Genomic DNA, 14,689 nt, shown 5'->3' on the forward strand with positions numbered 1-14,689 from the left:
TACGACTACCGTCAAACACTTTTCGCTTTGCACAGATCGGCAACCGAAAAAAACCTCCCAAGGCGTACCAGTGGGCAAACAGGCGGCCCGTGGGCCGGAGACTGAGCGGTTTACATTCAACCTAGATGTGCTATCGTTTACTTACCCAAACGGACAAGCATTTGCGCGTTTGGACAAACACATATTATTGTCCAAACGTGTAAATTGCAAACAGGAAATAACTATGAACTATGCAGAATTGATAGAAAATGCAATGAAGGGACGCCCAACGCTGGCGATGTCCAAGCTGTGGGGACTGCCAAACTCAACGCTGGTGAAGTATGTGAAGGGGGAGCGTATGCCAGACTTCAATACGGCCCTGAAGATCGTAAAAGAAGCTGGCGTAGACCCTGCCGTGGCCTTTGAGGCGCTGGCAGAAGAAGAACGCAACCACAAATCGAAAAATTTCAAATTGCAGTTGCAAGATAATGGTGGGCCTCCCGTGAGTCGAACACGGCACCAACGGATTATGAGTCCGCTGCTCTAACCAAGCATGAGCTAGAGGCCCGGGGACTGCGGCGTGGCGGCGCTGTTGATGCCCGCCTCGCGCGGCCGTTTTGGAAACGGACACGCGAGGATAGGGGTATCAGGGGCGTACGTCAAGCCCTATTGGCTTCTAGTTGCCCTCCAAGAAGCTTTTCAGCTTGTCGGAGCGCGATGGGTGGCGCAGCTTGCGCAGCGCCTTGGCTTCGATCTGGCGGATGCGCTCGCGCGTCACGTCAAATTGCTTGCCCACTTCTTCCAGGGTATGGTCGGTGGACATCTCGATGCCGAAACGCATGCGCAGCACTTTCGCTTCGCGTGGCGTCAGGGAATCGAGCACGTCCTTGACCACGCCTCGCATGGACGCGTGCAGGGCCGCGTCGGCCGGCGCCAGGGTGTTGTTGTCCTCGATGAAGTCGCCCAGGTGGGAATCGTCGTCGTCGCCGATCGGCGTTTCCATCGAGATCGGTTCCTTGGCGATTTTCATGATCTTGCGGATCTTGTCCTCGGGCATCTCCATCTTGATCGCCAGGGTGGCCGGATCGGGTTCCGCGCCCGTTTCCTGCAGGATCTGGCGGGAAATCCGGTTCATCTTGTTGATCGTCTCGATCATGTGTACGGGAATGCGGATCGTGCGCGCCTGGTCGGCGATCGAGCGCGTGATGGCCTGGCGGATCCACCAGGTCGCATAGGTCGAGAACTTGTAGCCGCGGCGGTACTCGAACTTGTCGACCGCCTTCATCAGGCCGATATTGCCTTCCTGGATCAGGTCGAGGAATTGCAGGCCGCGGTTCGTGTATTTCTTGGCGATCGAAATGACCAGACGCAAGTTGGCCTCCGTCATTTCGCGCTTGGCCTTGCGCGCCTTCATTTCACCGGCCGCCATCTGGCGGTTGATGTTACGCAAGTCCGGCAACGGCAAGACGACGCGCGCTTGCAGGTCGATCAGGCGCTGCTGCAGTTCCTTGACGGTCGGAATGTTGCGGCCCAGGATGGCGCTGTACGCGTGTCCTGCGTTGACTTCGCCATCGACCCAGTCGAGGTTGGTTTCATTGCCAGGGAAGACCTTGATGAAGTGGGCGCGCGGCATGCCGCAGCGGTTCACGGCCACGTCGAGGATCTGTTTCTCGATATGGCGCACTTCGTCGACCTGGCCGCGCAGGGTGTCGCACAGCTTTTCCACGACCTTGGCCGTGAAGCGGATGCCCAGCAACTCTTGCGAAATGGCTTCCTGCGCCTTGGCGTAGGGCTTGGAGTTGTAGCCTTCTTTTTCGAAGGCGCGGCGCATCTTGTCGAACTGCTGCGAAATGACGGCGAATTTTTCCAGCGCCGTGCGTTTCAGGGTTTCCAGCTGTTCGGCGGAGAAGCCGGCGGCGCCCGAAGCGCTCGCTTCTTCTTCCTCTTCTTCTTCCTCTTCTTCCGCTTCGCCTTCTTCCTCGTCTTCTTCGACGGGGGCGGCTACGACAGGGGCGGCGGCAACCGGCTCGTTTTCATCGACGAGGCCGTCAACGATTTCGTCGATCTTGATCTCTTCGTTGGCGATGCGGTCGGCGGCGGCGATGATCTCGGCGATCGTCACGGGGCAGGCGGAAATGGCCTGGATCATGTCTTTCAAGCCATCTTCGATGCGCTTGGCAATCTCGATCTCGCCTTCGCGCGTCAGCAGCTCGACCGAGCCCATCTCGCGCATGTACATGCGCACGGGGTCGGTGGTGCGGCCGAAGTCGGAGTCGACGGTGGACAATGCGGCCTCGGCCGCCGCTTCCGCCTCGTCGTCGCTGGTGACGACGGCAACGTTATCGGACAGCAACAACGTTTCCGCATCGGGCGCGTGCTCGTAGACGGCGATACCCATGTCATTGAAGGTACCGATGATGCCTTCGATGGCTTCCGGATCGACGATGTTTTCGGGCAAGTGATCGTTGATTTCCGCATAGGTCAGGAAACCGCGCTCCTTGCCGAACTTGATCAGGGTCTTGAGTTTCTGGCGCCGGCGCTCGAGTTCTTCCTCGCTCGCTTCCGTGTCGGACGAGAACGCGTCTTTGAGCAGTGCGCGCTCCTTCGCCTTGCGGTCCTTGGCCTTGGCCTTGTCGACGGCCTTCAGTTCGGCCCGTTCGACGGCGTTCAGCGCGGCGACTTCATCATTTTCTGGCTGGAATTCTTTTGGCTTGCGGCCGCGGCGGCCTGGCACTTTTACCGACGGCAAGACATAACCGGACGTATCGATCGCGGCCAGGGTGGCGGCGTCGGTGGTCTGGCTGACCACAGGTGGCGCGCTGGCGACGCGCGCTTCTGGCCGGTCGAGCGCCTTTTCGGCTTTCGTGGTAACTTTAGTGGGCTTTGCAGCCGCTTTGGATTCGGGTTTCTTGATTGGCACAGGCGCTTTCGATTACACAACGACTTGCTTTACGGTGGATTAGGATAAAGTTTGCTGCCAGTTCCCTGTCTACCTGCGGGAACCACCATCTTCGAACCTGCCGACTGCGCAAATTCGACACTGTTACGTTACTTACACCTCATCGGCCACGATCCGCGGGAAGCGCAGCAATTCCTGTCCACCGGCTGTTGCCAGCCGCCTCGGCAAAAATTCCTGCATCGACCGCGTTGGGAGCGAGAGCCTGGCGCGGCTTGCCAGCGTCTGCGAGCTTTGCCCGCAACGCCGAAAGCGCCTGTTGGCCCTGGCTGCCGACACGATCCACCGCGCCGATCAAGAGCCTAACTTACTGAAAACAAATACTATTTACGAAACAGAACTAGCTTGCCAAAGCACACAATACTTAGCATTTAATTATAGCACGCGAAAAATGTTTTTCCAGTGCGCGCCATACCCTCAGGACAAGGTTATCGATTCACCAACTCGGCATCGCGCTCGCGTTCCAGCGCCCCCTGCTCCTGCATGATTTCGCGGTAGCGTACACCAATTTTCTCGGATGGCAAACCCGAGGCAAACAATTGCTGCAATTCCGCCTTCAAGGCATTCAATTTGATCTCGCGGATGGTGCTTACCAGCCACGACAATTCGCTGTCGTAATCGGATTCCGTGCCGGCCGCGATCTCGCCGATGATCTCGTCGTATTCGCTGCCCAGCTCCTTCAACTGCTGCGCCAGCGCGGCAAAACTGCCGTGCTCGCCCAACGCCTGCCCCACGGCCACCAGTTGCCCCAGGCTGTGCGCCGCGTCCGGCCCCAAGTGCTGGAAGGCGGCCAGGGCGGCCTCGTCGATGCGCATCGTCAGCGGCGGATGCGCCACCAGCATGCGCATGATCTTCAATTCCAGCCCGACAGGCACGGGGCGGCCCGATTTCGGCGGCGCACGGTGCGCCACGGCAACGGGCTTGGCCAGCTCGAACAGGGCTTCGATCTCGGCCGGCGTGGACTGCGTCAGCTGGGCCAGGCCGCGCACGATCTGCAGGCGCAGGGACGACGGCGCCATCAGCTGCAGCAGCGGCTTGGCGTCGAACTGCACGCGGGCGCGCCCTTCCGGTTCCGACAAATCATGCTCGCCCGACACTTCTTTCAGCAGAAATTGCGACAGCGGCATGGCTTCATGCACTTGCTGCTCAAACCCCTCGGCGCCAAATTCGCGGATATAGCTGTCCGGATCATGCTCCGAGGGCAAGAACAGGAATTTGATGGTCTTGTTGTCCGACACGTGGGCCAGGCTCGCTTCGAGCGCGCGGCGGGCGGCGCGGCGGCCGGCCTTGTCGCCATCGAAGCTGAAAATCACGTTATCGGTCTGGCGCAGCAGTTTTTGCACATGGGTCGGCGTGCACGCCGTGCCCAGGGTCGCCACCGCCTGCGGGAAACCCATTTGCGCCAAGGCAACCACATCCATATAGCCTTCCGTCACCAGCACGTAGCCGGCGTCGCGGATGGCCTGGCGCGCCTCGAACAAGCCATATAGTTCGAAACCCTTGGAAAACAAGGGGGTTTCCGGCGAATTCAGGTATTTTGGTTCGCCATGGTCGAGCACGCGGCCGCCAAAGGCGATCACTTGCCCTTTCGTATTGCGGATCGGGAACATGATGCGCTCGCGAAAACGGTCGTAGCGCTTGCGGTTGTTGCCCTCTTCATCGACCTTGTCGATCACGAGACCGGCCTCGGCCAGCGCCACCACGTCGTAGTCGGGGAAGACGGAGCGCAGATTGTCCCAGCCGCCGGGCGCAAAACCCATGCCGAAGCGAGCGGCCACTTCGCCCGTCAGGCCTCGATTCTTCAGGTAGGCGATGGCTTCCGGCGCGTGGCGCAATTGCCCGCGGTAATAATCGCAGGCCTGCGTCATGGCGTCGGACAGGGCCAGGCTTTGCGCCTGGATCTGCGCGCGCTGGGCCGGCAGAATCTTGTCATCCGCTTCCGGCACGACCATGCCCACGTTCTGCGCCAGGTCCTTGACGGCGTCGACAAAGCCCATGCCCGAATACTCGATCAGGAAGCCGATCGAGGTGCCATGCGCGCCACAGCCGAAGCAGTGATAGAACTGCTTGGTGGGGCTGACGGTAAAGCTGGGTGACTTTTCACTGTGGAACGGGCACAAGCCCATGAAATTGGCGCCACCTTTTTTCAGTTGCACATAGCGCCCCACGACATCGACGATATCGACGCGGTTGAGCAAATCGGAAATGAAGGATTGAGGTATCACTGGCTAGGGCGGGTCTTGTTATAGGTCAGACTATACTACCGCACGTGGCCTGAGGTTGAGCCAGGTCAACGTGTGGGCTGTTAACAGGCTGCCAGCGCGACGGCTGACAGCCTTTGTTCCTGCTTTATATGCGGCTTAGGCAGCCGGAGTCAATGCCTTCTTGACCAGAGCCGACACCACCGTCATGTCGGCGCGGCCAGCCAGCTTCGGCTTGACGATGGCCATGACCTTGCCCATGTCTTGCGGACCGGCGGCGCCCGAGGCGGCCACGGCGGCAGCCACTTCGGCCGCCACTTCCTCGTCCGACAAGCCGGCAGGCATGTAGCCGATCAGGTGCACGAGCTCGGCTTTTTCGATGTCGGCCAGATCGGCGCGGCCACCGGCTTCGAACTGGGTGATCGAATCCTTGCGCTGCTTGATCATCTTTTCCACGATGGCCGTCACGTGGGCATCCGTCAGTTCGATGCGCTCGTCGACTTCCTTGCGCTTGATTTCCGCCAGCAACAGGCGAATCGTGCCCAGCTTGCCCGCTTCCTTGGCGCGCATGGCGTTTTTCATGTCTTCGGTAATTTGTTCTTTCAAGCTCATGGCAATCCTCGTGTTGGTAAGTAGGGTTCGATGCTCATGCAGGCACTCCAAGCAGGCGGCCACAAAAGCGAAAACCCGCTGCGGCGAACCGGAGCGGGTATGCGACTCATCTGAAGTATCACTCCAGGCGAATCAAAACAAAACCCGTGGCGAACAAGGCGCCGTACTACCCGGGTTGGTTCTGACTGAACAGTCTTAGAATAATTTTTTCGGCAGTTGTTGGCTGCGGATGCGTTTGTAATGACGCTTGACAGCAGCTGCCAGCTTGCGCTTGCGCTCAGCTGTTGGCTTTTCGTAGAATTCGCGAGCGCGCAATTCGGTCAGCAGACCCGTTTTTTCGATGGTGCGTTTGAAGCGACGCATTGCGACTTCGAACGGCTCGTTTTCTTTAAGGCGAATAGTGGTCATGTAAAATTCAAACCGTTGAGGTGGTGTATAGGAAGAGATAGATAGTAGCAGCTTTTATTCGGAAAGGGAAGCCCCTCCCCCACTTGCGTGCGGCATGCAGCCTGAGATTGCCGCCCGGCTGTGGCGTAAACCACGCACCGGGGTGGGCGCACGGGGCGCCAGAACCCCATCCTACAGTCTTGCTTACTGCAAGGCAATACCTGCCGCCACGCCGGAAGCCCAGGCCCACTGGAAGTTGTAGCCGCCCAGCCAGCCCGTCACGTCGACCGATTCGCCGATGAAATACAGACCCGGCACTTTATTGGCCATCATGGTCTGCTGCGACAACTCGCGCGTATCGATGCCGCCGCGCGTCACTTCGGCCTTGCGATAGCCTTCGGAACCGTTGGGCACGATGGACCAGGCATTGATGGCCTGGCCCAGCTTGCGCAGCTGCGCGTCGGGCATGTCGGCGATGCGCGCGTCCGGCGCCAGGCCGTTGACGGCCAGCAGGCAGTCGGCCAGGCGCTGCGGCAGCCATTGCGCGACGATATTGCCCAGCTGCTTTTTCAAGGTACCCTTGCCTTCGATCAAGGTCTGCGCCACGTCCACTTCCGGCAACAGATTGATGACGATGGGCTCGCCCGGCAGCCAGTAGCTGGAAATCTGCAGAATCGCCGGGCCCGACAGGCCGCGGTGCGTGAACAGCAAGTCTTCGCGGAAACGCGCACCCGTTGCCTTGCGGCCTTTCAGGCTGCCCGTTTCCACGTCCACTTCGAGGGCGATGCCGGACAATTCCGCGAACGGCGCCCAGCTGGCCGCATCGAACGTCAGCGGCACCAGGGCCGGACGCGGTTCGACCATCGTCAAGTCGAATTGCCTGGCGATGCGGTAGGCAAAATCCGTGGCGCCGATCTTCGGGATCGACAGGCCGCCCGTGGCGATAACGATGCTGGCCGTCTCGATGTCGCCGCTGTCCGTCTGCAGCACGAAGCCGCCGTCCGCTTGCTGGGCAACATTGTCGATCTTGCACGGCATGCGCCAGTGCACGCCGCCAGCGGCGCACTCATCCTTGAGCATGTCGATGATCTGCTCGGCCGATTCATTGCAAAACAGCTGGCCCTTGTGCTTCTCGTGGTAGCCGATCCGGTATTTTTTCACGAGCGCGAGGAAATCCTGCGGCGTGTAGCGCGACAGCGCGCTCTTGCAGAAATGCGGGTTTTCCGAAAGGAAATTTTGCGGGGTGGCGTTGATATTGGTGAAATTACACCGTCCACCACCGGAGATGCGGATCTTTTCGGCCAGCTTGGCCGCGTGATCGATCAACACCACGCGCTTGCCTTGCTGGGCGGCCACAGCCGCACACATCATGCCGGCCGCGCCCGCGCCGATCACTGCCACATCAAATTGTTTTGCCATAAGAATTCCGGTCACCGCTGATTACAAAGACGCCATTGTAAACTGCGGCGACGCGGCTAGCGCGGCCGTGCCGCAATCTGCCGCGATGCCGTCAGGCATTGCGCCACCTGCACGGCGATCGACGGCGGCACGGGCACCTCGCCGCGCAGCACGGCCGCGATCCAGTCCGCCGTGGTGGCCGCATCGCGCTCGGCCGGCAAATGCGGCAACTCTTCCACCAGCAACTGCTTTTCCACCAGTACCGTGCGTTCGCTCCCGTGAAACCAGTCGATCTGCTGCGCCTTGTTGGCATTGGCCACCGTCTCGCCTTCCGTGCCGCGCATGAGGAAAGCGTCGCCGCGCGCGGGATCAGATGCAGTGAGGAAATATTCACCGAGCATTTCCAGGTATTCAGGGTGCGTGTACGACACCAGGCGCAGGGCCGGGCCGGCGAACGGCTGCATGATTTTCACCAGGGTATGCGTGGAATTGCGCACGCCCAGCACGCGCCTCAGCGACAACATCCAGGCCAGGCGCGGCGCCAGCGCCTCGATGGGCAGGAAGGCGGCCTCCCCGCGCGCCATGGCGGCCTCGGCTTGCGCATGGTCCGTGGAAGCGGGCACGCCCAACGCGGCCAGCACTTCGGCCGTCGTGATGCGGCCCGGGTCGCTGCTCACGCCATGCACGAGCACGGGCGCCCCCGCGCGCGCCAGCAGCAGCGCCAGCAAGGCCGTCAGGTTGGCCATCTTGCGCGCGCCGTTGTAGCTGGGAATGATGATCGGGGCAAATTCGCCGGCCGGCGCGGCCAGCGGGGCAAATGAGGCTTCGGCAGCGTCGAGGAAGCCGGCGATCTCGTCCACGGATTCGCCCTTGATGCGCATGGACAACAAAATGCCGCCCAGCTCCAGGTCCGACACGCGGCCCTCGAGCATGGCGCGGTACAGGGCGCGGGCATCGTCCCGCGTCATGCTGCGCGCGCCGTTCTTGCCGCGTCCTATTTCCTTGATGAAACGTGCTGCGGGGAATGGCTCGCCGGCCACATCGGTATGGGGTATGGAAACTGTCGTCATGGCGCCAGCTTACACGGATTTTTCCCCTTGCAGACGGGCTGGAAGACGCCATGGACGACTATGCAACAGTCTTTCCAGCTATTTTTTTACGAATTTGCTTCGCGCCTGCATCCAGACGCGCCACCGCTGCGTATAAGACTGCACAGGGGGACTCATCATGGAACACGCGATCAAACGGGAAACGGCCTTCGTCGGCATCGAAACAAGCAAGCTGCTGCTGAAAGCCGTGTTGCTGTCGGGCAACGAAGTGCTGTGCAAGGTGCTGGAAAACGACGTGGCCGGCTACCGCTGGCTGCGCAGCTGGCTGCAAAGGAACGACGTGCCCGTCATCGGCTTGCGCGTCTGCATGCGCCTCGATATGCCGTACAGCGAGACGCCCGCCCGCATGCTGGCCGACATGGGCATGGTGGTATGCGATGCCCAGCCCGCCCAGCTGGACGACTATCTGCGCGGCCAGGGCTTGCCCGATGACGCGGCGCACAGCGCCGTGGTGCTGGCCAACTACTGCGCGCACAGGCGCCCCGCGCGCTGGACGCCGCCCTCGCCCGCCTACGTGGAACTGCGCCTGTGGCTGCGCCGCCTGCACGCCATCGAAGGCGTGCGCCAGCAGGAATCGGCGCGCCTGAATGCGCATCTGCAAGCCGGCCAGCATGCACTGCACGCCCTGCTGCGCCAGCAGATCGCCTGCCTGGACGCGCAGATACGCCAGCACGAAAGCGCCATCCTCGCGCATGTGCGGCGCCACCCAGGCCTGCCCCGGCCGCCCGAGCTGGCCGGCAACTACCAGCGCATCGCCCGCTACAGCGTTGGCGCCAGCCTGGCCGGCGGCCACTGAGCGCATGGGGGCCGGCAGCGTGCCGGCCCTGCCATAAAAACAACTGAACCATTGCCGTTTTGGCCCCATCCCCGCCGCCAGGCCGCATTTCCGCTACACTATTGCCTCTTAAAGAACGCAATCGCGAAAGCCGAGCCAGAATCATGAATACGCCAGACATCGAAAATATCAACGTCACCTCTTTCGCGCCCATGCCGACACCGGCCGAACTGCACGCCAAGCTGCCCCTGTCGGAGAGCGCCTTCGACACCGTCAGCCGCGGCCGCGAAGCGCTGCGCAACATCATCGACCGCAAGGACCAGCGCCTGTTCGTCGTCGTCGGCCCGTGCTCGATCCACGATCCCGTCGCCGGCCTCGATTACGCGCGCCGCCTGAAAGCGCTGCAAGAGGAAGTCAAGGACACGATGCTGCTGGTGATGCGCGTGTATTTCGAAAAACCGCGTACCACCACGGGCTGGAAAGGCTATATCAACGACCCGTACATGGACGATTCGTTCAAGGTCAACGAAGGCATGGAAAAGGCGCGCCAGTTCCTGCTCGACGTGTGCGAACTGGGCCTGCCCACCGCCACCGAAGCGCTGGACCCGATCTCGCCGCAATACCTGGGCGACCTGATCGCCTGGACCGCCATCGGCGCGCGCACGACGGAATCGCAGACGCACCGCGAAATGTCGTCGGGCCTGTCGACCCCGGTCGGCTTCAAGAACGGCACCGATGGCGACATCAGCATCGCCATCAACGCGATTTTATCGTCGGCGCACCCGCACTCCTTCCTGGGCATCAATGGCGAAGGCAACGTCGCCATCGTGCGCACGCGCGGCAACGCGTACGGCCACGTCGTGCTGCGCGGCGGCGACGGCCGTCCGAACTACGATTCGGTCTCGATCGCCATCGCCGAACAGGCGCTGGCCAAGGCCAAGCTGCCGGCCAATCTGGTGGTCGACTGCTCGCACGCGAACAGCTACAAAAAGCCGGAACTGCAACCGCTGGTGATGGGCGACGTGGTCAACCAGATCCGCCAGGGCAACCGCTCGCTGGTGGGCGTGATGATCGAATCGAACATCGTCGGCGGCAACCAGAAGATCCCGCAAGACCTGTCGCAACTGACCTACGGCTGTTCCGTCACCGACGGCTGCATCGACTGGGACACGACGGCGACCATGCTGCGCGATGCGCATGCGCATCTGGTCAATCGCCCAAAATAATGCCGGCGATGTTGTCGGATTACGGCGCTTTGCGCCTAATCCGACCTACGAATTGAGCCGCGCAGGTCGGCTTGGCGCACAGCGCGCAAGCCGACACCAGCACGAGGCATATCATGCCATCTGCACATGCGGCAGCAGCGCAAACGAGCCCGCCAGCGCCTGCTCGGCCTTGCTGGCCGGGACATTGAGCTCCTTCAAGTCCAGGTAGATGCGCCCGTCCAGGATGCGCACGGCGTACGTACGCGCCATGCCCTGCACGGGCGCCACCAGGCGGCCCGAATCGAGCTCGATGATCCAGCTGTTCTTCGGCCCCATCAGGTTTTTCTCCATCAGCACCCCCTGCGCGAGCGGGCCGCCCAGGCAGGGCACCGTGTCGAGCAGCGCATACACCGTATCGTCAGCCGCGCGAAACAGCGCCACGCCCGGTAAATCCTGCCACGCCAGTCCCCGCTGCACCATGCGCGCGCCCGCCAGCGGCATGTCCTTCAGGCGGCAAATCATTTTCCATTGTTCCGACATCGCTAGCTCCCTCGAGAAAGGTACACGCTAGTCTAAGCAAGAGCGGTGCCAGTGCCGGCACAAGCGAAGAATGGCCAAAATCCGCAGCAAAACGGCGCCGCGCCGCACTGCGCAAGTGCACACTGCCGCCGAAATGGTGCGCCGGCCGCACGGTGGAGTGCCCGGCTTTCCTTTACAATGGCGGATTACTCCTCCCTATTTAGCACCTTCATGATTGTTCTTGGCGTCGAATCCTCCTGTGACGAAACCGGCCTGGCCTTGTACGACACGCAACGCGGCCTGCTGTCGCACGCCCTCTATTCGCAAGTCGCCATGCACGAGCAATATGGCGGCGTGGTGCCGGAACTGGCGTCGCGCGACCATATCCGCCGCGCCATCCCGCTGCTCGAAGAAACCCTGGCCAAGGCCGGCATCACCCTGCCAGAGATCGACGCCATCGCCTACACGCAAGGTCCTGGCCTGGCTGGCGCGCTGCTGGTCGGCTCCTCCGTTGCCTGCAGCCTGGGCCTGGCCATCAACAAGCCGGTGCTGGGCATCCACCATCTGGAAGGCCATCTGCTGTCGCCCTTGCTGGCGTCCGAGCCGCCGGAATTCCCGTTCATCGCCCTGCTGGTGTCGGGCGGCCATACGCAGCTGATGCGCGTCGACGGCGTGGGACAATACACGATGCTGGGCGAAACGCTCGATGATGCGGCCGGCGAGGCGTTCGACAAGTCGGCCAAGCTGCTGGGCCTCGGCTATCCGGGCGGCCCCGCCATTTCGCGCCTGGCCGAATTCGGCGATCCGCTCGCATATAAACTGCCGCGCCCCATGCTGCATTCGAAGGATTTCAATTTCAGTTTCTCGGGCCTGAAGACGGCCGTGCTGACCGTGGTGAAAAACCATGACGAAAAAGTCATCGCGAATATCTGCGAGCAGGACAAGGCGAATATCGCGCGCGGCTTCGTCGACGCCATCGTCGACGTGCTGACGGCCAAATGCGTGTCGGCCCTCAAGCACACGGGCTTGAAACGCCTGGTGATCGCCGGCGGCGTGGGCGCCAACGCGCAATTGCGCGCCTCGCTCAACGCGGCGGCCGCCAAGAAGCGCTTCAAGGTGTATTACCCGGAGCTGGAATTCTGTACCGACAACGGCGCCATGATCGCCTTTGCCGGCGCCATGCGCCTGCAAATCAATCCCGACGCCGCCAAGCACGATTACTCGTTCAACGTGCGCCCGCGCTGGCCGCTGGACGAGATCCGGGAAATTTAATCTAGAACCCCTAAAGCGAAGGGCTGGGGTCAGTCCTTCAGGATCGGAATGTACCCCATTGGGGCAAATTCCCCCTGAGGGTCTGACCCCGGTCGTTGCTATGGGGTTTTACTCCGCCAGCAAAAAATTCCGTCTCAATACCACGCTACCCTCCGCCACTGTTTCATCCTTCAATCCCACACCCGACAACTGCCGGCTGAACGCCTGCGACAGCAAATAATGCAGCCGGTACGCCGCCTGCGCATATGCCAGCCCCTCCGGACGCACGTTCGAAATGCAATTGCGGCGCTCGTCCAGTAAACCCACTGTCGGCGCCCACGTCAGGTACAGGCCCAGGCTGTCCGGGGAACTCAAGCCCGGGCGCTCGCCGATCAGCACCAGCACGGCGCGTGCCCGCAATAACTCACCCACCTCGTCGCCAATGGCCACCCGTCCCTGCGCCACGATGTGCAGCGGCGACAGGGTCCACGCCTCCAGCGCCAGCCGTTCGCGCAGGGCCGCCAGGAAGGGCGCCGCGTGGCGCTGCACGGCCAGCGCCGACAGGCCGTCGGCCGCCACCAGCGCCAGGTCGACTCCCTTGCCACCTCCGGCCAGCCGCGCGCGTGAAACCTCGTCGAGCCGGCGTCCCAGGTCGGGCCGTCGCAGATAGTCGGCGCGCGTGGCGGCCGCGCTATGCAGCGGCACGCAGTCTTGTCCCTGCGCGGCTAGGACGCGTGCCAGGGCGTCGCCATCGAGCGCCAGGTGCACGGCGTCGCGCGCCTGCGCGTGGGCCAGCTGGAACGCCAGCTGCGCCGTCCCAACGCGATGCGGGCCGCCGTATGCGCGCGCAGCGCTTGCCAAGGATGGTTTCCGTCCATGGATACTCCCTAGGTGTCCAAGCGCAGCAGGGCTGCCTGGAAGGCCGGCGCCAGCGCTTCGCTCAAGCGGCCCTGCGTATCCGTGATCCGCATGCGCGCCAGCCAGGCCGCAAATTCCGGCGCAGGGCGCAGGCCCAGCACCCGGCGCGCATACAGGGCGTCGTGGAACGAGGTGCTCTGGTAGCCGAGCATGATGTCGTCCGCGCCCGGCACGCCCATGATGAAATTACAGCCGGCCACGCCCAGCATGGTCAGCAAGGCGTCCATATCGTCCTGGTCCGCTTCCGCGTGGTTGGTGTAGCACACGTCGCAACCCATGGGCAGCCCGAGCAGCTTGGCGCAGAAATGGTCTTCCAGCCCCGCACGCATGATCTGCTTGCCGTCGTACAGATATTCGGGGCCGATGAAGCCGACGACCGAATTGACCAGCAGCGGCTGATACGCGCGCGCCACCGCATAGGCGCGCGCTTCGCACGTCTGCTGGTCCATGCCATGGTGGGCGCCGGCCGACAGCGCGCTGCCCTGCCCCGTCTCGAAATACATGACGTTGTTGCCCACCGTGCCGCGTCCCAGCGACAGGGCCGCCGACCGCCCCTCGGCCAGCAGAGACAAATCGATGCCGAAGCTGCGGTTAGCCGCCTGCGTGCCCGCCACCGACTGGAACACCAGGTCGACGGGAGCGCCGCGGCGTATCGCCTCGATGGTATTGGTAATGTGCGTGAGCACGCAGGACTGCGTGGGAATTTCATACTGCTCGATGACGGCGTTGAGCAGGTGCAGCAGCGACACCACCTGCGCCACATTGTCGGTGGCGGGATTGATGCCGATGACGGCGTCGCCGCTGCCCAGCAACAGGCCATCGAGCATCGACGCGGCAATGCCTGTGGCGTCGTCCGTCGGGTGGTTCGGCTGCAAGCGCGTGGACAAGCGGCTTTCCAGCCCCAGGGTATTGCGAAAGGCCGTCACGACCCGGCACTTGCGGGCCACCAGCACCAGGTCCTGCAGGCGCATGATTTTCGAGACGGCGGCCGCCATTTCCGGCGTGATGCCGGCGGCGACCTGGGACAGCGTTTGCGTGTCCGTCGCATCATCGAGCAGCCAGTCGCGAAAGTCGCCCACGCACAGGTGGGAAATCGGTGCAAAGGCGGCGCGCGCATGCGAGTCGATGATCAGGCGCGTGACCTCGTCCTCTTCGTACGGCACCAGCGCCTCCTTGAGGAACAATGACAGCGGCACGTCGGCCAGCGCCAGCTGCGCCGCCACCCGCTCGCGCGCGCTGGCTGCCGCCACGCCGGCCAGTACGTCGCCCGAACGCAGCGGCGTGGCCTTGGCCAGCAGCTCCTTCAGGCTGGCGAACGCATAGGTATGGCTGTCTATCGTATGGCTGAAGCGGGGCATGGTTCGGTTCCTCCCATGCCC

11 protein-coding genes, 1 tRNA gene and 1 pseudogene are annotated in these 14,689 nt (G+C 62.5%); 3 read left to right on the plus strand and 10 right to left on the minus strand.

Translation table 11 applies throughout. The annotated features are described in order from the left end of the window. Positions 1–468 precede the first annotated feature (468 nt). The 7 genes from BLU39_RS14450 to ybiB form a co-directional block, all read right to left on the minus strand. Positions 469–547 (minus strand) — tRNA-Ile (locus BLU39_RS14450). 108 nt (positions 548–655) lie between these two features. Beyond that, positions 656–2,899, minus strand: a complete 2,244-nt coding sequence (rpoD, locus tag BLU39_RS14455) for an RNA polymerase sigma factor RpoD (protein ID WP_092714054.1) — start codon at positions 2,897–2,899, stop codon at positions 656–658. A 464-nt stretch (positions 2,900–3,363) separates the two neighbouring features. Next, complete coding sequence (dnaG, locus tag BLU39_RS14460) at positions 3,364–5,160, minus strand: DNA primase (RefSeq protein ID WP_092714056.1); 1,797 nt, start codon at positions 5,158–5,160, stop codon at positions 3,364–3,366. Between the two features lie 135 nt (positions 5,161–5,295). Continuing rightward, positions 5,296–5,748 (minus strand): GatB/YqeY domain-containing protein, encoded by a 453-nt coding sequence (locus tag BLU39_RS14465; protein WP_070287781.1) that lies wholly within the window; start codon positions 5,746–5,748, stop codon positions 5,296–5,298. A gap of 195 nt (positions 5,749–5,943) precedes the next feature. Beyond that, positions 5,944–6,156: a 30S ribosomal protein S21 gene (rpsU, locus tag BLU39_RS14470; protein WP_008451879.1), complete on the minus strand. Its 213-nt coding sequence runs from the start codon at positions 6,154–6,156 to the stop codon at positions 5,944–5,946. A gap of 183 nt (positions 6,157–6,339) precedes the next feature. Beyond that, positions 6,340–7,554, minus strand: coding sequence for a BaiN/RdsA family NAD(P)/FAD-dependent oxidoreductase (locus tag BLU39_RS14475; RefSeq protein WP_092714059.1), 1,215 nt, complete (start codon positions 7,552–7,554; stop codon positions 6,340–6,342). A gap of 56 nt (positions 7,555–7,610) precedes the next feature. Beyond that, positions 7,611–8,603 (minus strand): DNA-binding protein YbiB, encoded by a 993-nt coding sequence (gene ybiB, locus BLU39_RS14480; RefSeq protein WP_092714061.1) that lies wholly within the window; start codon positions 8,601–8,603, stop codon positions 7,611–7,613. Positions 8,604–8,760: 157 nt separating this feature from the next. Here ybiB and BLU39_RS14485 point away from each other — a divergent pair, with 157 nt between their 5' ends. After that, a complete protein-coding gene (locus tag BLU39_RS14485; RefSeq protein WP_092714063.1) occupies positions 8,761–9,438 on the plus strand; it encodes a hypothetical protein in 678 nt (225 codons plus the stop codon). Positions 9,439–9,581: 143 nt separating this feature from the next. Further along, positions 9,582–10,643, plus strand: a complete 1,062-nt coding sequence (locus BLU39_RS14490; protein ID WP_092714065.1) for a 3-deoxy-7-phosphoheptulonate synthase — start codon at positions 9,582–9,584, stop codon at positions 10,641–10,643. 111 nt (positions 10,644–10,754) lie between these two features. Here the strand turns inward: BLU39_RS14490 and BLU39_RS14495 are convergent, their stop codons facing one another. Continuing rightward, positions 10,755–11,162, minus strand: coding sequence for a nitrite reductase (NAD(P)H) small subunit (locus tag BLU39_RS14495; protein WP_092714067.1), 408 nt, complete (start codon positions 11,160–11,162; stop codon positions 10,755–10,757). Between the two features lie 210 nt (positions 11,163–11,372). Between BLU39_RS14495 and tsaD the strand changes: the two genes are divergently transcribed. Continuing rightward, positions 11,373–12,413, plus strand: coding sequence for a tRNA (adenosine(37)-N6)-threonylcarbamoyltransferase complex transferase subunit TsaD (gene tsaD, locus BLU39_RS14500; RefSeq protein WP_092714069.1), 1,041 nt, complete (start codon positions 11,373–11,375; stop codon positions 12,411–12,413). Positions 12,414–12,521: 108 nt separating this feature from the next. On the opposite strand, the pseudogene eutC reads toward tsaD, so the two are convergent. Together eutC and BLU39_RS14510 are read right to left on the minus strand one after the other, a co-directional pair. Then, positions 12,522–13,270: pseudogene (gene eutC, locus BLU39_RS14505) on the minus strand (ethanolamine ammonia-lyase subunit EutC). A 9-nt stretch (positions 13,271–13,279) separates the two neighbouring features. Beyond that, a complete protein-coding gene (locus tag BLU39_RS14510; protein ID WP_092714071.1) occupies positions 13,280–14,668 on the minus strand; it encodes an ethanolamine ammonia-lyase subunit EutB in 1,389 nt (462 codons plus the stop codon). Positions 14,669–14,689: the final 21 nt, after the last annotated feature.

The sequence above is a fragment of the Janthinobacterium sp. OK676 genome, assembly GCF_900103595.1.
GTDB lineage: Bacteria > Pseudomonadota > Gammaproteobacteria > Burkholderiales > Burkholderiaceae_D > Janthinobacterium.